12 protein-coding genes are annotated in these 19,467 nt (G+C 74.0%); all 12 read right to left on the reverse strand.

Annotated elements, in window-relative coordinates:
* Window positions 1-65: 65 nt before the first annotated feature.
* Complete coding sequence (locus tag ACQUSR_RS28810) at window positions 66-1,532, reverse strand: MFS transporter (protein ID WP_431045521.1); 1,467 nt, start codon at window positions 1,530-1,532, stop codon at window positions 66-68.
* A gap of 9 nt (window positions 1,533-1,541) precedes the next feature.
* On the reverse strand, window positions 1,542-1,763 hold the full coding sequence (locus ACQUSR_RS28815; RefSeq protein WP_431045522.1) for an MbtH family protein: 222 nt from the start codon (window positions 1,761-1,763) through the stop codon (window positions 1,542-1,544).
* A 55-nt stretch (window positions 1,764-1,818) separates the two neighbouring features.
* The gene (locus tag ACQUSR_RS28820; RefSeq protein ID WP_431045523.1) at window positions 1,819-10,818 is read right to left on the reverse strand and encodes an amino acid adenylation domain-containing protein; all 9,000 of its coding nucleotides are present in this window, start codon (window positions 10,816-10,818) and stop codon (window positions 1,819-1,821) included.
* 110 nt (window positions 10,819-10,928) lie between these two features.
* Window positions 10,929-12,392: a UbiD family decarboxylase domain-containing protein gene (locus tag ACQUSR_RS28825; RefSeq protein ID WP_431045524.1), complete on the reverse strand. Its 1,464-nt coding sequence runs from the start codon at window positions 12,390-12,392 to the stop codon at window positions 10,929-10,931.
* Complete coding sequence (locus ACQUSR_RS28830; protein ID WP_431045525.1) at window positions 12,389-13,123, reverse strand: indole-3-glycerol-phosphate synthase; 735 nt, start codon at window positions 13,121-13,123, stop codon at window positions 12,389-12,391. Before ACQUSR_RS28830 ends, ACQUSR_RS28825 begins: the two co-directional genes overlap by 4 nt.
* On the reverse strand, window positions 13,120-13,806 hold the full coding sequence (locus tag ACQUSR_RS28835; RefSeq protein ID WP_431045526.1) for a phosphoribosylanthranilate isomerase: 687 nt from the start codon (window positions 13,804-13,806) through the stop codon (window positions 13,120-13,122). Before ACQUSR_RS28835 ends, ACQUSR_RS28830 begins: the two co-directional genes overlap by 4 nt.
* Window positions 13,807-13,812: 6 nt before the next feature.
* Window positions 13,813-15,198, reverse strand: coding sequence for a TrpB-like pyridoxal phosphate-dependent enzyme (locus ACQUSR_RS28840; RefSeq protein ID WP_431045527.1), 1,386 nt, complete (start codon window positions 15,196-15,198; stop codon window positions 13,813-13,815).
* 19 nt (window positions 15,199-15,217) lie between these two features.
* Entirely contained in the window at window positions 15,218-15,919 is a 702-nt protein-coding gene (locus ACQUSR_RS28845) for a transglutaminase-like domain-containing protein (protein ID WP_431045528.1), read from the reverse strand.
* Between the two features lie 50 nt (window positions 15,920-15,969).
* The gene (locus ACQUSR_RS28850; RefSeq protein ID WP_431045529.1) at window positions 15,970-17,109 is read right to left on the reverse strand and encodes an acyl-CoA dehydrogenase family protein; all 1,140 of its coding nucleotides are present in this window, start codon (window positions 17,107-17,109) and stop codon (window positions 15,970-15,972) included.
* A gap of 39 nt (window positions 17,110-17,148) precedes the next feature.
* The gene (locus ACQUSR_RS28855) at window positions 17,149-17,523 is read right to left on the reverse strand and encodes an ectoine synthase (protein WP_431045530.1); all 375 of its coding nucleotides are present in this window, start codon (window positions 17,521-17,523) and stop codon (window positions 17,149-17,151) included.
* Window positions 17,520-18,371, reverse strand: coding sequence for a tryptophan synthase subunit alpha (trpA, locus tag ACQUSR_RS28860; protein ID WP_431045531.1), 852 nt, complete (start codon window positions 18,369-18,371; stop codon window positions 17,520-17,522). Before trpA ends, ACQUSR_RS28855 begins: the two co-directional genes overlap by 4 nt.
* Window positions 18,364-19,467: a hypothetical protein gene (locus tag ACQUSR_RS28865; protein ID WP_431045532.1), complete on the reverse strand. Its 1,104-nt coding sequence runs from the start codon at window positions 19,465-19,467 to the stop codon at window positions 18,364-18,366. Before ACQUSR_RS28865 ends, trpA begins: the two co-directional genes overlap by 8 nt.

The following is a 19,467-nucleotide window of genomic DNA, read 5'->3' on the forward strand; positions in this document are numbered from 1 at the left end:
CAAGGGGTGCTGAAGCATTCCGGGTCGGTGTGGGGACGCCGGTTCCCTGCCGCCTGCCGGTCGGTTCAGCCGCCGGCCGCCTCCGACTGGGGCTCCCGGCCGGGCAGGGGGCCCGCGGCGTCCTTCGGCGGGGCGGTCGGCTGCCCCCGTACGGCGAGGGTGGCGGCGGCGCCGACCAGCATGATCGCGACCGGCAGCAGGTAGGTGACCCGGATGGCGGTGGTCATGTCGGTGCGGGCCAACTGCGCCTGGAGCAGGGCTCCGACGGCGGCGCTGCCGAGCAGACTGCCGCAGAGCCGGGTGGTGTTGAACAGCCCGGACGCCGCTCCGGCCATCGCCGGGTCGATGTCCTTGAAGGCGACGACACTCGCCGGGGCGAAGGCGACGCCCATGCCGACACCGACGAGCAGCAGCCCCGGGACCGTGGCCTCCGGCCCGGATTCCGCTCTGATCAGCGCGGCGATGAGCGCGATTCCCCCGGCGAAGGCGAGCAGGCCGGTGATCATCACGTACTTGCCGCCGAAGCGGTCGGTGAGCCGTCCCGAGTACGGGGCGATGAAGACCGACACGAGCGGGGCGACCGCGATCACCAGGCCCGCCCGGAAGGCCGACAGGTCCTGGACATCCTGTAGGTACAGCCCGGTGAGCAGCAGCATGCCGCCGAGCCCGCACGGCAGGACGCAGACCACCGCGGACATGAGGGTGAAGTCTCGGTTGCGCAGGACGGCGAACGGCACCAGCGGGTCGCGGTGCTGCCGTCCGCGCTCGACGAGGAAGAACAGGCCGAGCACCAGCAGACCGGCGGCGACCAGGACGGGCACGGTGACCGGCCCCCAGACCTCGCCCCAGTTGCGGGATTCGCCCTCCAGGAGTCCGTAGACGACGAAGAGCATGGCGACGCTGAGCAGGGCCGAGCCCACGATGTCGATCCGGGGCCTGCTCCGGCTCGGCAGCCGAGGGACGGAGAGCAGCACGAGTGCGCCTCCGACGATGCCGATGGGGATGTTGATGTAGAAGATCCAGCGCCAGCCGAGGGAGGCCACCAGCAGGCCGCCGACGGTGGGTCCGGTGGCGGCCACGATGCCGGCGAAGGAGCCCCAGACGCCGAGCGCGGCGCCACGCCGGTCGGCGGGGAAGATCTGATTGATGATCACCAGGGTCTGGGGGGTGAGCAGGGCGCCGCCGATCCCCTGCAACACCCGTGCGGCGATGGCCTGGCCGGGGTCCTGCGCGAGTCCGCACGCGGCCGAGGCCAGGGTGAAGACCAGCAGACCGATCAGGAAGACGCGGCGCGCCCCGAAGAGGTCGCCCAGCCGCCCGCCGGTGACCAACAGCACGGCGAAGGAGAGCAGATACGCGTTGATCACCCACAGCACCTGGGTCAGCCCCGTGTCCAGGCCGGTGGTGATCGCGGGTACCGCGACGTTGACCGCCGTGGTGTCGAGCAGCACCACGGCCTGCGCGAAGCAGACCGCGAACAGCGCGCACCACGGGGTGCGCATCCAGGTGCGCAATGCCTCCAGTTGCGTCATGGGCACCCCTCAGGAGCCCGCGGTGCCGGCCGCCCCGGCCAGGCCGGCCGGGCGCATGTCGGTCCAGTTGGCCTCGATGTGGTCGAGCGCGGACTCCCGCGTGCCGGGTCCGAACGCGGTCCGCCACCCCGCGGGGGTCTCCAGCGCCACTGGCCACAGCGAGAACTGGCCGTCGTCGTTCACGAGCGCGAGATAGCGGGTCTCCGGGTCCTCGAACGGGTTGGTCTGCATCGGGGGCGGCCCTTCTGGTGGATGGGATGGATACAGGGCGGGCGTACGGCGGCTGTCAGGAACCGGCCGCCAGCGCGGCGGCCAGCACCGGACCGATCACGGCGAGCGCCTCGGGCCGGACCATGGCGCCGTGCGCGCAGGGCACGGAATGGTCGTGGATCCGGCCGGTGACATGGGCGCTCCATTCGGCCCGCCGGCCGGGGCCACCGCCGGTCGGCCCGTCCTCGGCCGCGGTGAAGTAGAGCAGGTCGCCGTCGTGGACCCCCGGTGTGAAGTCCGCGGCCAGGCGGATGTTGTCGGTGAAGGTGCTGACGAGCGCGGACAGCCGCTGTTCGCCCAGCGCCGCGAGCGGGCTGAACTCGGCCCGCAGCAGCCGTAGTACATCGGCCGGTGCGAGGCCGTCGGCGTCGTCGGGGACGCGGTGCCCCAGCGACTCCAGCAGCTGGGTCGTCGCCTCGGCCCCGGCCGCCGCCGGGCTGCCCGCGGTACCCGGGCCCGTACCCGCGCGGCTGTCGAGCAGGGCCAGCAGCCCGACCCGCTCGCCGGCCTCGCGCAGCTGTACCGCGATCTCGTGGGCCACGGTCCCACCGAGGGACCAGCCGAGCAGGTGGTACGGGCCGTGCGGCTGGATCTCCCGGATCCGGGCCAGATAGTCCGCGGCCATCTCGCGGGCACCGGCGGGTGCGGCGTCCGGATGCGTCAAGTGCCGCGCCTGGAGCCCGTACACCGGGCGCCCGGGCTCCAGGTGCCGGAGCAGCCCGGAGTAGACCCAACTTATACCAGCCGCGGGGTGCACACAGAAGAGCGGCGGAAGTTCGCCCTGCGGCCGCAGCGGCAGCACCACGTCGAAGTCGTCGGGAAGGCGGCCGTCCGCGGACCCGCGGGCGAGGCGTTCGGCCAGCCCGGCGACGGTCGGGGCCTCGAAGAGTCCGCGGATGCCCGGTTCCACGCCCAGTACGGAGCGGATCCGGCTGGTCAGCCGGGTGGCGAGCAGCGAGTGGCCGCCCAGGGAGAAGAAGTTGTCGTCGATGCCGACGCGGGGCAGCCCCAGCACCTCGGCGAACAGCTCGCACAGCAGCTCTTCGTGGACGGTGCGGGGGCCGCGCGCGGACACCGGCGCGCTCAGTGCGGGCTCCGGAAGCGCCTTGCGGTCGAGCTTGCCGCTGGGAGTGAGCGGCAGCTCGTCCAGCACGACGACGGTGGCGGGCACCATGTACTCCGGGAGAGCGCCGGACAGGAACGACCTGACCTCGGCGGGGGCGAGGGTGGCGCCGTCCACCGGCACGACGTAGCCCACCAGGGACGCGGCGCCGTCGTCCGTGCGCGCCAGGGTCACCGCGGATGCCACGGCCGGATGCTTGGCCAAGGCCGCGTCGATCTCGCCGAGTTCGATACGGAAGCCGCGGATCTTGACCTGGTGGTCCACCCGGCCAAGGAACTCCAACTGCCCGTCGGCGCGCCACCGTGCCAGGTCGCCGGTCCGGTACATGCGCGAGCCGCCCGGGCCGTACGGGCACGCCACGAACCGTTCGGCCGTCAGGTCCGGACGCCCCCGGTAGCCGCGTGCCAGGCCGTCGCCCGCGATGTACAGCTCACCGGCGACCCCGGGCGGCACCGGACGCAGACTCCCGTCCAGCACGTACACGCGGGCGTTCCACACCGGTCGCCCGATCGGCGGGGCCGAGCCGGTGGGGGAGAGCGGACGGCTCATCGTCGTCACCACGGTCGCCTCCGTGGGCCCGTAGACCTGCATCACGTGGCGCCCGGGCGCCCAGCGCTCCACCAGTTCGGCGGAGAGCGCCTCGCCGCCGACCACGAAACCGCGCAGGGTGGGCAGATCCCCTTCGGGCAGCGAGGCCAGCATGGGCGCCACCAGATCCGTGTGGGTCACCTCGCGGGTACGGATCAGCTCGCTCAGGTCCTCGCCGAACGTGTGCCGGCCGGGCTCGGGGACCACCAGGGCCGAGCCGGAGGCCAGCGTCATGGCGATGTCGGCCATCGACACGTCGAAGGAGAGCGAGACCAGGAGCAGGAACCGGCTGCTCGCGTCGAGGCCGAGCCGGTCGATGTGCACGCCGGCGACACCGGCGACACCGGTGTGCGTGACGACGACGCCCTTGGGGCTTCCGGTGGATCCCGAGGTGTAGATGACGTACGCCGGATGGGCGGGCGTCAGCGGCGACCGGCGGTCGGCGTCGGACGGGTCGTGGTCCGGCGCGGCGCGCAGGGCCTGGGCGGTCGCGGGATCGTCCAGGACGACCGCGGGCACGTCGGCGGGGACCGCGCCCGCCACCTGAGCGGTGGTCACCGCCAGCACCGGTGCGCCGTCCCGGAACATGTGACGGACCCGCTCGGCCGGGTACTCCGGGTCGACGGGCAGGTACGCGGCCCCGGCCTTCACCGTCGCCAGCAGGGCCACGACCATCTCCACGGAGCGCGGCACGAGCAGCGCCACGAAGTCCTCGGGGCCCACCCCGAGCCGGATGAGATGGTGCGCGAGCCGGTTGGCCCGCTCGTTCAGCTCCCGGTAGGAGACGGTGGTGTCCGCGAAGACCACGGCGTCGCCGTCCGGTGTCCGCCGCACCTGCTCCTCGATCAGCCGCGGCAGCGTACGGACGGGCAGTTCGCGGGCGGTGTCGTTCCACCCGTGGAGGATCCGCTCGCGCTCGGAGTCCGGGAGGACGGCGACACGGCTGAGCGGCTGACGGGGATCGTCGGCCACGCTGCGCAGCACCCGCAGCAGATAGCCGGCGATCCGCCGCGCCGTACGCTCCTCGAACAGGTCCGCGCTGTACTCCAGGACGCCGGTGATGCCGTCGGGGGAGCCGTCGGCGGCGCGCCGTTCGGTCAGGTCCACGGCGAGGTCGAAGCGGGCCGTACCCAGATGCGGGATCGCGACGGTGCCGGTCAGCCCCGGCAGGGCCAGTTCCGGCCGCAGGCTGTCCTGGAACGCCAGGAGCACCTGGAAGAGCGGGTGCCGGGCCAGCGAGCGCGCCGGGTTCAGCACCTCCACCAGCCGCTCGAACGGCAGGTCGGGGTGGCCGAACGCGGCCAGATCGCGGGTCCGTACCCGGGCCAGGAGCTCGGCGAAGGAGGGGTCGCCGGAGGTGTCCGTGCGCAGCACCAGGGTGTTGGCGAAGAAGCCGACCAGCTCGTCCAGCGACGCGTCGGTGCGTGCCCCGATGGGGCTGCCGAGGGGAATGTCCTCGCCGGCGCCGAGCCGGGTGAGCAGCGCGGCCAGCGCGGCCTGGAGGGCCATGAACACGGTGGCGCCCTCGGCCCTGGCCATGTCCCGCAGCCGGCGGTGGAGCTCGGGCGGGATCTCCAGCGGCACGGTGCCGCCGCGGTAGCCGGCGATCGCCGGCCGCGGCCGGTCGGTGGGCAGGTCGAGCTGGTCGGGCAGGCCGTCCAGCTCGGCGCGCCAGAACGCGAGCTGGCGGGAGAGCCCGCTGTCCGGGTCGGCCTCCGTGCCCAGGGTCCGGCGCTGCCAGATCGCGTAGTCGGCGTAGGCGACGGGCAACGGCTCCCACCGGGGCGCCCCGCCGGCGACGCGTGCGGCGTACGCGCGCGACAGGTCGCGGGTCAGCGGGGTGGTGGAGGGGCCGTCACCGGCGATGTGGTGCAGGACCAGCAGGAGGACGTGCTCCTCTTCCGCCAGCTCGAACAGATCGGCCCGCAGGGGGAGTTCCCGCGTCAGGTCGAAGCCGCGGCGGGAGAAGGTGCGGATCGTCCCGTCCAGGTCGGCGCGGGCGCAGCGGTGCCGATGGAGCCTCGGCCGTCCCGCGTCACCGCACAGGATCCGCTGCCGGGGCTCGCCGGCCACGTCCGGGAAGACCGAGCGCAGCGATTCCTGCCGCTCGGCCAGGTCGCCCAGCGCCGCTTCGAGCGCGTCCCGGTCCAGAGCACCCTGGAGGTGGAGGACCAGCGGAATGTTGTAGAGCGCCCCGTCGTCCTCGAAGCGGTTGAGGAACCACAGGCGCTGCTGCTGGAAGGAGAGCGGAACGGTGTCGGGGCGCTGCTCGGCGCGGCGCAGCGGCGCACGGTCGTCCCGCTCGCCGTCCAGCCGCCGGGCGAGGGCTGCGGCCGTGGGCGACTCGAACAGGTGCCGGATCTTCAGCTCCCGGCCGAAGAGCCCCCGGGCCCGGCTGATCAGCCGGATGGCGAGCAGCGAGTGGCCGCCCAGGGCGAAGAAGTCGTCCTGCGCGCCGACGGCGGGCAGGCCGAGGATGTCGGCGAACAGCTCGCACAGCAGCGCTTCCTGCGGGGTGCGGGCGTCGCGTCCCCCGGTGTCCTCGGCCGCGGCGGGAGCCGGCAGCGCGGCACGGTCGAGTTTGCCGTTGGGGGTCAGCGGCAGCGCGTCCAGCAGGACGATCGCGCCGGGCACCATGAAGTGCGGCAGGCGGGCGGCCGCGCGCGTGCGCAGCGCGGCCCCGTCGACACCGCTGCCGGGGGCGGGGACCACGTAGGCGGTCAGCCGCAGGTCGCCGGGGATGTCCTCGCGTACGACGACGGCGGCCCTGGCCACGTCGGGGTGATCGGACAGGACGGATTCGATCTCGCCGAGTTCGACGCGGAAGCCGCGGATCTTGACCTGGTGGTCCACCCGGCCAAGGAACTCCAACTGCCCGTCGGCGCGCCAGCGCGCGAGGTCGCCGGTGCGGTACATGCGCGAGCCGCCCGGGCCGTACGGGCACGCGACGAACCGCTCGGCCGTCAGGTCCGGGCGCCCCAGATAGCCGTGCGCCAGACCGTCGCCCGCGATGTACAGCTCACCGGGGACCCCGGGCGGCACCGGATTCAGCGCCCTGTCCAGCACGTACACCCGCGTGTTCGCCACCGGTCGCCCGATCGAGGGTGGGCCGTCCGCCTCGCCGACCTCGGCCGCCGTGGACCAGATGGTGGTCTCGGTGGGGCCGTAGAGGTTGGTGACGCGCCGGCAGCGGTGGCGCAGTCCGGCCGCCAGGGCCTCGGGCAGCGCCTCGCCGCCGACGAGGGCGCACAGCCCCTCCAGTGCCTCCGGGCGGGCCGCCGCGAGGGTCTGCCACAGCGAGGGTGTGGCCTGCATGGCGGTCGCGCCGGTGCGCTCCAGCAGCGACGCGAGCGCCGCCGGGTCCCGTACGGTGTCCTCGTCGGCGAGGACCACGGCGGCGCCGGCCAGCAGCGGCAGGTACATCTCCAGCGCCGCGATGTCGAACGCGATGGTGGTGACGGCGGCGAGGCGGTCCGCCGCGCCGAGGCCGAACCGCTCCCGCATGGCGGCCAGGAAGTTGTCGAGCGCTCCGCGCGGGACGACCACGCCCTTCGGGCTGCCGGTGGATCCCGACGTGTAGATGACGTACGCGGGCAGGGCGGGCGGGAAGGCGGCGGTGTCAGGGGCGGTGTCCGGCCGGCGGGCCAGGGCGGCGGCGGTCTCCGGCAGGTCGAGGAGGAGCCGCGGGCAGGACCCGTCGCCGGGGAGCGCCGCCGCGGTGGCGGTGGTGGCCAGCACCAGCGCCGGGCGGGCGTCCGCCAGCATGGCGGCCACACGTTCGGCGGGGTATCCGGGGTCCAGCGGCAGGTACGCGGCGCCGGACTTCAGCACCCCGAGCAGCGCGACCGGCAGGTCGGCGGTGCGCGGCAGGGCCAGAGCCACGAAGTCCCCGGGCCCCACGCCCCGGCCGATGAGATGGTGGGCCAGGCGGTTGGCGCGCGCGTTGAGCGTGGCGTAGTCCAGCTCGTCGTCGGCGGTGACGACGGCGGTCGCCCGGGGCGCCCGCGCGGCGACGGTCTGGAACCGTTCCACCAGCCCGGCCGAGGGCGGCGCTTGTGCGGTGTCGTTCCACCCGTGCAGCAGCCGCCGCCGCTCGGTGCCGCCGAGGACGGCGAGCCGGGACAGGGGGCGCCGCGGGTCGGCGGCGGCGTCCGCGAGCAGCCGCTCCAGCCGCTCCGCGAGCAGCTCGGCGGTCCCGTGGTCGAACAGGTCGGCGCTGTACTCCAGGAAGCCGCCGATGCCGGTGGGCCGCCCCTCGGCGTCGCGCTCCTCCTCCAGGAAGAAAGAGAGGTCGACCCTGGCCACGGGAAGGGAGACCGGCACCGGCGACGCCGCCACGCCCGGCAGCGCCAGCCCGGGGCGCGAACCGGCCTGGAGGGCCAGCAGCACCTGGAACAGCGGGTGCCGGGCCATCGACCGGGTCGGGTTCAGCGCCTCGACGAGCCGCTCGAACGGCACGTTCTGGTGGGCGTAGGCGGCCAGATCGCGCTCCCGCACCCGGGCCAGCAGCTCGGTGAAGGCGGGGTCGCCGGAGGTGTCGGTGCGCAGCACCAGGGTGTTGATGAACAGGCCGACCAGCCCGTCGGCCGCGTCGTCGTCGCGCCCGGCGACCGGGGCGCCCACCGGAATGTCCTCGCCCGCCCCGAGCCTGGTCAACAGGGCGGAGAGACCGGCTTGCAGGACCATGAACAGGGAGCAGTGGTGCCGCTGGGCGAGGGTGAGCAGCGACTGGTGCAGCTCCGCGCCGACCCGGAGCGGGACGGTCCCGCCGCGGTAGCTCGCCCGGGCGGGCCGGGGGCGGTCGGCGGGCAGGCCGAGCTGCTCGGGCAGGCCGGCGAGGGCGTCCTTCCAGTAGCCGAGTTCCCGTGCCAGGAGGCTGCCCGGCTCGTCGTCCCCGCCGAGTACGTCGTGCTGCCACAGCGCGTAGTCGGCGTAACTCACCGGCAGGGGCGCCCAGTCCGGGGCGGCGCCGGCGGCCCTGGCGTGGTAGGCCTGTGCCAGGTCGCGGAGCAGCGGCTCGTGCGACCAGCCGTCGGCCGCGATGTGGTGGAGCGTCAGCAGCAGGACGTGCTCGGTGTCGCCCAGCCGGAACAGGCGTGCGCGCAGCGGAGGTTCGGCGGCCAGGTCGAAGGCGCGCCCGGCCTCCTGCGGCAGGGCGTGGGCCAGCTCCGCCTCGGCGACCGCGCCGACCGGCAGTTCGGGCGCGTACGCGGGCAGGATGCGCTGGTGCGGCTCCCCTTCGACGGACGGGAAGACGGTGCGCAGCGCCTCGTGGCGGTCGCACACGTCGGCGAGCGCGGCGCGCAGCGCCGGCACGTCCAGCGCTCCGGTGAGCCGGTGGGCCAGCGGAATGTGATAGGTGGCGGGCGGGACGTCGTCCATGCGGCTGAGGATCCACAGCCGCCGCTGCCCGTACGACAGCGGTACGCGCTCGGGGCGCGGGGACGCGGGACGCAGCGGCGGCAGCGCCTCGCCCGCGGCCGCCGGGCCCGCCAGCCGCCGTGCCAGCGCCTCCGGCGTCGGGGCCTGGAACAGGCTGCGCGCGCCCAGCGGTACCCCGGTCGCCGCGCGGACCCGCGCGACCAGCCGGGTGGCGAGCAGCGAGTGGCCGCCCAGGCCGAAGAAGTCCTCGTCGGCGCCGACCTTGTCCAGCCCCAGCACCTCGGCGAAGAGCCCGCACAGCAGCTCTTCGCGGGGCGTGCGCGCATCTCGGCCCACGGCGTCCGGGGCGCGGGCACCGGAGGGCGCGGGCAGCGCCGCGCGGTCGAGCTTGCCGTTCGGGGTCAGCGGGAAGCGGTCGAGGACGACGACGGCGGAGGGCACCATGTACTCGGGCAGCAGCCCGGCGAGCCGGGCGCGCACCTCGACCGGGTCGGCGGCCGCGCCCGGCTCGGGGACCAGATAGCCGATCAGGCGGCGGTCGCCGGGGCGGTCCTCCCGGATCGTCACCGCGGTCTGGGCGACTCCGTCCAGCTTCGCGAACGCCGCCTCGATCTCGCCCAGTTCGATCCGCACACCGCGGATCTTGACCTGGTGGTCCACCCGCCCGATGTACTCGATGGCGCCGCTGTCCCGGCGCCTGGCCAGGTCACCGGTGCGGTACATGCGGGATCCCGGCGGGCCGTACGGGTCGGCCACGAAGCGCTCGGCCGTCAGCCCGGGGCGGCCGAGGTAGCCGCGGGCGAGCTGGACGCCCGCCAGGTAGAGTTCGCCGGTCTCGCCCGGCGGCAGCTCCATGAGGTCCTGGCCGAGGACGTACACCCGGGTGTTCCACACGGGGCGGCCGATGGGCACGGTGTGCGCGCCGGGTTCGGGCACGCACTCCCAGTACGTGACGTCGACCGACGCCTCGGTGGGGCCGTACAGGTTGTGCAGCGCCGCCGTGCCGCCCAGGACGCCGCGGAAGCGCGCCGCGAGTTCGGCCGGCAGCGCCTCGCCGCTGCAGATGACGTCGCGCAGGGAGGTGCACCGGGCGACGGTCGGCTCCTCGAGGAACAGCTGGAGCATGGACGGGACGAAGTGGACCGTGGTGATCCGTTCCCGGCGGATCGTCTCGGCGAGATAGCCCGGGTCGCGGTGGCCTTCCGGCCTCGCCATCACCAGCGTCGCCCCGAAGGACAGCGGCCAGAAGAACTCCCAGACCGAGACATCGAATCCGGACGGGGTCTTTTGCAGGACGCGGTCGCCGGCACCCAGTCGGTACTCCGCCTGCATCCAGTACAGGCGGTTGGCGATGCCGCCGTGCGGCACGACCACGCCCTTGGGGCGCCCGGTGGAGCCGGAGGTGTAGATGACGTACGCCGCGTCATCCTCGGTCAGCGGCCGGGCGGGCCGATACGGGCCGGCGGGCCTGGTGGCGAGCCGCTCCCGCGTCTCCGCGGTGTCCAGCACCACCGTGTCCAGCCCCTCGGGGCGGGCGCCGGGCGGCAGCACCGCCTCGGCGCCGGTGTGGCTGAGCACCAGCGCGGGAGCGGAGTCCCGCAGCAGGTAGGTGATGCGGTCGGCCGGGTAGTCGGGGTCGACCGGCACATAGGCGGCACCGGTTCTGAGCACGGCGAGCAGCGCGACGATCAGCTCCGTGCAGCGGGGCACGGTGATCGCCACGACGGACTCCGGGCCGACGCCCCGCTCGGCGAGCAGATGCGCCAGTCGGTCGACGCGCCGGTCCAGCTCCGCGTACGTCAGCCGTTCGCTCTCGTGGACCAGAGCGAGCCGTTCCGGTGAGCGCGCCACCTGCGCGGCGAACAGCTCCGGCAGGGTCCTGTCCGTACCGGGCAGCGGCACGGCAGTGTCATTCCAATCCACCTCAATGCCCTTCCAGAGCTCGTCAGTTCGAGAATCTACCTACGGGTGGTGCGGCGCCCACCGGTCCCGGTGGTGCCCGCTACCGGCAATGGCCGGTAGCGGCCAGCCGGTCACGGGCGGAAGCTGCGCACGGTGCGGGTGCGCAGCGCGAACGGGGTCGTCGCGTCCACGGACACCCGGCCCGGCGGCCGGGGCGCGCCAGGCCGGGCCGCGGCCCAGTCGGGCGTCTGGGACGGGTCCATGGGTACGGGCGCGAACTGCGGCCAGACGGTGGTGTCGGCGCCGAGGTTCGAGCGGGTCAGCAGCGCCCACAGCAGGTCCTCCGCGCACGCGACGTCGATGTCGTCGTCCGTGAAGAGCACCAGCTTCACGAAGGGATGGTGCGCCAGCAGCTCCCGCGCGAGCACCTCCAGCCCGCCGTCCGCCGCCCGCGACTCCTTCCGCACGGCGACCGTCAGCAGCAGCATGCCGCCGCCCGCGGCGGCGAAGTGGAGCCGGTGCACCCGCACGCCCCCGGCGCTCGTCAGCACCGGTCGCAGCGACAGCGCGGCCGAGAGCGCCCCGGCCGTGCCGAGGATGGCCGACTGCTCGCGGCCGGGCCCGATGACCGCCTGGTAGACCGGGGCCGTCCGGTGTGTCACGGCGGTGACGGTCAGCACCGGGAGGCCGGTCCGGGCGCCCCCGTCGTAGCCCAGGAACTCCGGCAGCGACCCGCTGGGGGCGGCTCCCGGCAGGGCCTCGTCCGCGAGGGAGCCGTCGAGGTACCCCTCCAGGACGATCTCGGCCTCCGCGAGCGCGGACACCCGCTGGGTGAGCGCGGGCGCCACCGTGAGCGGCTGCCGGGCGAGCGCTCCGGCGACGGCGAGCTTGTCCAGCCCCTCCGGCAGGAAGCGGGTGTTCAGCGCGGACGCCACCATGGCCGCGGGCGGCACCCCGATGTTCACGGTCACCGGCAGGGCGCGGCGATCCCGCACCGCCTCCTCGTACAGCGCTCCGAGCTGCCGCCCCGGCGCCATCGACACGGTCAGCCGCCCGCGGTCCAGGACCAGCATCCGGTGTGCCGACAGCGCGGTCCGGCCCGTCTCCGGATCCTCGGCGCGGACCAGCGCGGCGGTGAGGTACGGGCCCGCGTCGCGCGGGGTGATGGTCAGCACCGGAAGGCGCGTCAGATCGACTTCCGCCCCGGTGAACCGCTGCTCCTGGCACCCCGGGCGGCCGACGTTGACGGGTGCGGCGGAGGCGCGGGCGGCCTCGGTCACCAGGCGCGCCGCGGTGTCGGGCGCGGCGCGTTCCGGCATCCCGGGCAGCCATCGGCGCAGCCGCTCCTCGTCCCCGTACAGGCCCAGCAGCACCGGGCCTTGGGCTCCGGGCACCGCCGTGTACAGCACGGCGGGCTCGGCGCGGGAGACACCCACCGCCGGTACCCCCGCGTGGGTGCGGGCGAAGTGGTCCGCCACCCGGGTGCGGTCCGTCGGACCGCCGTGGTCGCGGACCGCGCCCGGCCGATCGGCGCGCAGCTCGGCCAGGGCGGCCCGCAGCGACAGGCCCGGCGGCGGCGCCGTCGCGCCGGTCACCGGACCCGCTCCCGCTGCCGCTCCAGAGCCGCGAACCAGGCCCGGAGGTCGTCCTGGAGCAGCAGGCCGGTGCCCACCAGGAGCGCCCGGTAGCCGGCGGACAGCAGATCGGCGGCCTGCCCCGGGGTGCGGATGCCGCTGGCGCTGACCGGCACGCGGGTGCCGGTCGCCAGCACGGCGGGCAGCAGGCCGCGGCTGCGCTCGGGGCCGCCGGCGTCCCGTTCGCGCTGCCGGATGTCCTTGTTGTTGACGGCGATGACACACCGGTCCGCGTGTACGACGCTCGCCAGCTCGGCTTCCGCGGTCACCTCCACGAAGGGGGTGAGGCCGTGCGCCAGGCAGCCCTCGATCAGGCGCGGCAGCACGGTCCGCGGCAGCAGGCCCGCGGTGAGCAGGATGGCGGCCGCGCCGTGGGCCGCCGCGTCGGCGAGCTGGCGCTCCTTGGTGAGGAAGTCCTTGACGAGCACCGGCAGTTCGGTCGCCGCCACCACGTCCGCCAGCAGCTCCGGACCGCCGCCGAACCAGGAGCCGGTGACCACCGACAGCGCCGGGGCGCCCAACGCCTCGTACGCGGCGACGAGTTCGGCTGCCGTCCGGCCCCGGAACAGGTCGGCTCCGTGCGCGCTGCGCCGCTTCAGCTCCATGATGACCGGCGTCCGCGCGTGCAGCAGGGCGGTTTCGAAGGCCGCCGCGCCCGCACCGGACCCGCCGCGCGCGCGAGGCGCCGTCACGGCGCGCACCGGACCGCCGCGTGCCGCTCGCCCCACGCGGCTCGGATGGCGTCGACCCGCCGCAGCCTGAGGGACCCATCGTCCGCGCGCAGCGCGCTGTCCACGTCGATGCCCCGGAAGCCGCGGTGCCGCATCAGCCCGTCGTACCGGTCGGCGCCGGTGTCACCGAGGCCGCCGGCCAGCAGGAACGGCAGGTCGGTCCGCTCCAGTACGCGGATCGGCGCCATGGGGTCCAGGGGTGTGCCGGTACTGCCGACTCGGCCGTCGCCGGCCACCGAGTCGAAGAGGAAGAGATCGGCTCCCGCGCGCCGGTACGCGTCCGCCAGCGACTCCTCCACGATCTGCCCGCCTCGCGCGTGCAGCACCTTGACCAGCGTGACGTCCGGCAGCGCCGCTCTGATCCGCCGCACCCGGGCGGGCATCGGGTAGCCGTGCAGCTGGACCCAGCGCACCCCCGACGCCGCGACCACCTCCCGTAGCCGCTCCGGGTCGTCCAGGAGCGTGACCAGGACCGGTTCGACGGCCACCTGCCGGGCGCAGCGGGCCAGTCGGGCCAGCCGGGCCGGCGGCAGCTCCCGCCGCCCGCCGGGCACGCCGTGCCACAGCCCGGCCAGCTCGACGCGGAAGCCGGACATCCGGCGCAGCTCGTGGACATCGGTGACGCCGCACACCTTCAGCAGCACGGCGCCTCAGCCCTCGTGCCCGGGAAGGTCCGCGACATCCGGGACATCCGGGAGGGCCGCGAGCGACCGTGCCACGGCGTCGGAATCGAGACCGTCGTCGGTGAGCTCACCCGCGAGATGCTTCTCGTACGAGAGCAGGTCGAAGTGGCCGTGCCCGGACAACCCGAAAAGGATCACCCGCGGCCGGCCCTCCTCGCGGCAGCGCACCGCTTCGTCGACGACCACGCGGACGGCGTGCGTGGATTCCGGAGCCGGCACGATGCCCTCGCTGCGGGCGAAGACCAGTCCGGCCTCGAAGCAGCGGGTCTGCGGCACGGCCCGCGCTTCGATCAGCCCCTCCGTCACGGCATGGCTGACCAGCGGTGAGATCCCGTGGTAGCGCAGGCCCCCGGCGTGGATCGAGGGCGGGATGAAGGAGTGCCCGAGGGTGTGCATCCTCAGCAGCGGGGTGAGCCCCGCGGTGTCCCCGAAGTCGTAGGCGACCCGGCCGCGGGTCAGCGTGGGGCAGGCCGCCGGTTCCGCCGCGACGACCTGGACGCCGTCCCCGCCGCGCAGCCGTGCGCCGAGGAAGGGGAAGGCCAGCCCGCCGAGGTTGCTGCCGCCGCCGGCGCAGCCCACGATCAGGTCCGGGTAGTCCTCGGCCATGTCCAGCTGCGCCATGGCCTCCTGCCCGATCACCGTCTGGTGCAGGACGACGTTGTTGAGCACGCTGCCGCCGGCGTAGTTGGTGTGCGGGTCGTTCATGGCCAGTTCCAGCGCCTCCGAGGTGGCGATCCCCAGGCTGCCGGGGCAGTCCGGATCCTGGTCGAGGATCCGGCGGCCGAACTCGGTCTCACGGGAGGGGCTGGGCAGACAGGTGGCGCCGTACGCGTGCATCAGGGCACGCCGGTGCGGCTTCTGGTGGTAGCTGACGCGCACCATGTGCACCTGGACGTCGAGGCCGAAGAGCGCGCCCGCCAGCGCCAGCGACGATCCCCACTGCCCGGCACCGGTCTCCGTCGTCAGCCGTCTGATGCCCGCCTGCTTGTTGTAGAAGGCCTGCGGGAAGGCGGTGTTGGGCTTGTGGCTGCCCGCCGGGCTGACGCCCTCGTACTTGTAGTAGATCCGCGCAGGTGTGCCCAGCGCCTTCTCCAGACGGCGGGCGCGGAACAGCGGGGACGGCCGCCACTGGGCGTAGACCTGCCGGACCGGGTCCGGGATCTCGATCTCACGCGTCGTGGACAGCTCCTGTTCCGCCAGCTCCTTGGGCATGATGCCGGTCAGGTCACCGACCGAGGCCGGGGCGCCGGTCGCCGGGTGCAGCAGCGGAGCGAGGCCGGGCAGATCGGCGGCGATGTTGTACCAGGACGTGGGGATGCGGACGTCGCTGAGCTGGTACTTGATGGATTCCACTGCGGGCTTGTCCTCTCGGTCAGTCGGTGCGGGGCGCGCCTGTGCCGGCGGCCTCCGCGTCGGCGTCCGCTGCCAGCGAGCCGGCGACGAACCGGTCGTCGGTGCCCTCGACGAAGATGCGCGGGTGCTCGCGGCGGAGTCCGGCCAGTACCTCGTCGTACGGCAGGTCGTCGAACTCGCCGTGCTCCTTGATCAGTTCCATGTGGGTCCCGCCGCGCTCGTCGTAGGGGTGGTAGACGCTGTCGGCGGTCCCGTCGAACTCCATCGGCTCGATGCGGTAGAGGCGGCACAGCAGCCGGTTGAACACCGGCGTCGCGCGGATCCACCGGTCCAGGCGGAGCGAGGTCAGGGCGTGGTAGTGGAAGATGTCCCCGCCGATGAACTCCCGTACGGCTTCCGAGGACAGGTGGTTGCGGACGTCGGTGAACACGAGCCGGCCGGGGATGCCCACGCAGCGCAGCGCGGAGACGTAGAGCACGGACTTGTGGATGCACAGCCCCTTGCCGGTGCGGACCACCTGTGACGCGGTCAGGCCGCGGCGGGTCAGGTCCGCGCCGTAGATCTCGTAGCGGATCTGGTCGCGCACGGCGTAGTAGAGGCGCACGGCGCGCTCCCGGTCGCCGGTACCCGCGCCGCGGAGCGCCTGGCGGACGAATCGCCGTACCTCGGGCGAGTCGTGGTCGAGGAAGGCGGTGCGGGCGAGTGCGGAGTCGTGATTCATGGGGCCTCGTCGTGTCGGAGGGACGGACCGGGTCCGGGGCGGAGCCCCGGCTACAGGCCCAGGCTGGCGGCGATGCGGGACGACTGGATCTCGGAGGTGCCCGAGTAGACGGTCCCGGCGACCGCGTTGCGCAACTCCTGCTCCAGGCCGTACTCGGCGGTGTAGCCGTTGCCCCCGAAGATCTGCACGGCACTCAGCGCGGAGGCCACGTTGGCCTCGCTGACCACCCGCTTGGCCATCGCGAGATCGGCGGCGACGTTCTCGCCCCGGGTGTGTTTCTCCGCGGTGTCGTAGAGCCATTTCCGCGCGCTCTCCACGCCGATCCGCATATCCACGATCTTGTGGGAGACGGCCTGGAATCCGCCGATCGGCCGGCCGAAGGCCCGGCGCTCCTTGGCGTACGCGACGCAACGCTCCAGGCGCCGCTGCATCTCGCCCAGGGTCACGGCGAAGGAGCAAAGGATCTCCCACCGCATGACGTGGTCCAGGATCAGGAAGCCGGTCCCGGCGCGGCCGATCAGGTGGTCGGCCGGGATCCGGCAGTCGTCGAGGAACAGCTCGCAGAACGGCGACGACTTCAGTCCCATCTTCGCGATGGGGTTGCCGAAGGCCAGGCCGGGTGTGCCGCGCCGCAGCAGGAACGCGCTGATCCCCAGCGGCCCGGCGCAGGCGTCGGTCCTGGCGTACACCACGACGAGCTCGGCGACCGGGCCGTTGCTGACGAACGTCTTGGAGCCGCGCAGCACGTACGCGTCGCCGTCGCGCACCGCGGTGGTCCGCATGCTCATCATGTCCGAGCCGGCGTCCGGTTCGCTGATGGCGTGGGCGCCGATCAGCGAACCGTCGCACACCCGCGGCAGATACCGCTGCCTGAGCTCGGCGGAGCCGAAGCGCTGCAGCGGCACCCCCGTGCTGACCATGTGGGTGGTGACGGAGAAGTTCAGACCGCCGTTGCGGCAGCCGTACCCGAGGGCTTCGAGGACGTACATGGTCGTCAGGAGGGACTGCCCGAGTCCGCCCCAGTCCTCGCCGAACGGCAGTCGGAGGAGCCCGCTGTCCCGGACGGCGTCCCAGGGACCGCGGGGGAATTCCGCCGCCGCGTCGTACTTCAGGTGCCGGTCGCCGAACTTCTCGAACCAGGGGGTGAGCCCGTCGCGCAACCGCGTCTGCTCACCGGTCCATTCGATCACTGGGGCTCCTGCGTCGTCGTCTGCCGTCGGCCGGCGTCTTCAGTAGTGGGAGGAGTGCGCGCCGTTGAGCGAATGCCGTTCGTCGCCGCGCAGCGCCGGGGTGAAGACGCAGACCAGGCGCAGGTCCTCGGCGGGGTGGGCGATGAGCCAGTGCGCGTCGTGCTGGTCCAGCGCGTAGAGGGTGCCGGGGGTGATGGGGTGGCTGTCGCCGGCCATGTCCACGACCTCACCGCTGCCGGAGATGCAGTAGCACGCCTCGAGGTGGTGCTTGTACTCCAGCAGCGACTTGGTTCCGGCCGACACCACGGTGTCGGTGACGGTGTATCCCATGCCGTCCGAGTCCAGCAGGAAGCGGCGGCTGAGCCCGTTGCCCCAGTCGACGGACGGGACTTCCGCGAGCCGACGGATGATCATGGATTCCTCCCCGTGGACGTGTCTGTAGCGCTTCCGGGCGGTTCCGCAGCGCTTCCGAGCAGCTCCGCGACGCAGGCGCGGGCTTCGGTGACCGGATCCGCCCCGGTGAGCAGCGCCCGTTCCAGCCGGGCGACCACGGCGGTCCCGACGACCGCGGCGTCCGCCCCCAGGCGGCCGACCGCGGAGACATCGGCGGCGGTACGGACACCGAAGCCCACCGCGACGGGTGCTTCGGTCAGCTTCTTGAGCCTGCTCAGGACCGGTTCCAGGGATCTGGGATCGAGAGCGGCGGACCCCGTGCGCCCGTAATGGGCGACGAGGTAGAGATAGGCCGAGGCGGTGCGCGCCGCCTCCTCCAGCACGGCCGGCTCGGACCGGGCGTAGCAGGTCGTCACCATCGGCTGGCCGAGGTGGGCGGCGGCCTCCAGGCACCCCGGCCGCGCTCGGGGCGGCGCCCCGTGCACCAGCACGCCGTCCGCTCCGGCGTCGCGGGCCCGTGCGAGGAACTCCCGCGGGCCGGCGGGGTGGACGGAATACCGCCAGTCGGCGAGCAGGGCCACCCGGGTGTGCCGCAGCCGCGGGCGTACGCGGGCCAGCAGATCCAGGGTCCATGCCAGGTCGACGCCGCTGTCCAGGGCCCGTCGGGCCGAACGGCGGATGACCGGCCCGTCGGTGATGGAGTCGGGGAACGGCACGGCCAGTTCGAGGCAGTCCACGCCGGACTCGTCCAGCATCAGCAGCAGTTCCTCGAAGCGGTCCGGCGGGCCCGGATCCCCGGCGTTGAGGAACAGGGCGAGTCCCGGATCATGTGCTCCGCGGCCGGGGAAGAACCGGTGCGGCTCAGCCATGGACGCCTGCCCCGGCCGTGCGGTCGCCGCCCCGCGCACCGTTCGGACGGTGTGTACGGTCGGCCCGCAGCCGCTCCACGAGCCGCAGCGCGGCGCCGTCGGTCAGCGCGTCCTCGGCGGCGGCGAGTGCGGTCGGCCAGTCCGGCCGGGCGCCGGAGAGGACGGCGGCCGCCGCGGCGTTGAGACTGATGCTGCGCAGCGCCGCACGAGGGCCGCGCCCGGCGAGCAGCTCCCTCAGATACGTCTCGGGCGGCACCCCGTCCGGGGCCGGCGCGAGGTCCGCCAGCGTGCCCTCGGCGGGGCTCAGCGCCCGTAGCGTGTGCGGCCCGATGCGCAGCGGCGGGCCGTCATCCGGGCGGACGACGTTGTCGGCGAAGCTGACCAGCTCGTCCACGCCGAGGTCGTTGTGCAGCAGCCAGACACGGCGCCCGGCGGCGGCCCGGCGCGCGACGAGGCCGGTGAGCACCGTGCGGGCGCGCGGCTCGGCGACGCCGGTGAGCTGTGCGGCGACCGGTACGCGCGCCAGCAGCGGGCCGAGGGTGTTCACGGCCCCGCCGACCTGCTTCAGCCCGTAGGGCAGGATGCGCCGGGCCAGCGTGGTCAGTTCGACCGGGTAGACGAATCCGCCGGCGAACGCGATGCCGTGGCGGCCGAGCCCGTCCTCGCACTGCGCGTAGGAGGAGGCGAGGGGAATGCCCAGCCGCTCCAGGATGTCGACCGAGCCGGTGCGGCTGGTCTGGCCGCGCGAGCCGGTCTTGACGATCCGTACGCCCAGGGTCGCGGCGAGCAGTGCGGCGGCCGTGCTCAGGTTGACGGTGGGCGGGCCGCCGCCGGTGCCGACCAGGTTCACCGTCCCCGGCCATGCGGCGGGCACCGCTTCGCCGCCGCGGGGGCCGCTCGCGCGCCGTTCGTCGAGAGAGACGAGGAGGGCGTCGAGGGTGGCGGCGTCCGGCAGCCGGGTCGACAGCGCGGTGAGCACCGCGAGGGCTTCGGCGTTCGGTGTGGCACCGGTGTGCAGCCGGTCCCAGAAGTCCGACCAGGCGCGGACGGGCACGGGGCGGTCGCCGGCGATGAGGGCGGGGAGCAGATCGGGCAC

Source organism: Streptomyces sp. P1-3 (assembly GCF_050613155.1).
Taxonomy (GTDB): domain Bacteria; phylum Actinomycetota; class Actinomycetes; order Streptomycetales; family Streptomycetaceae; genus Streptomyces.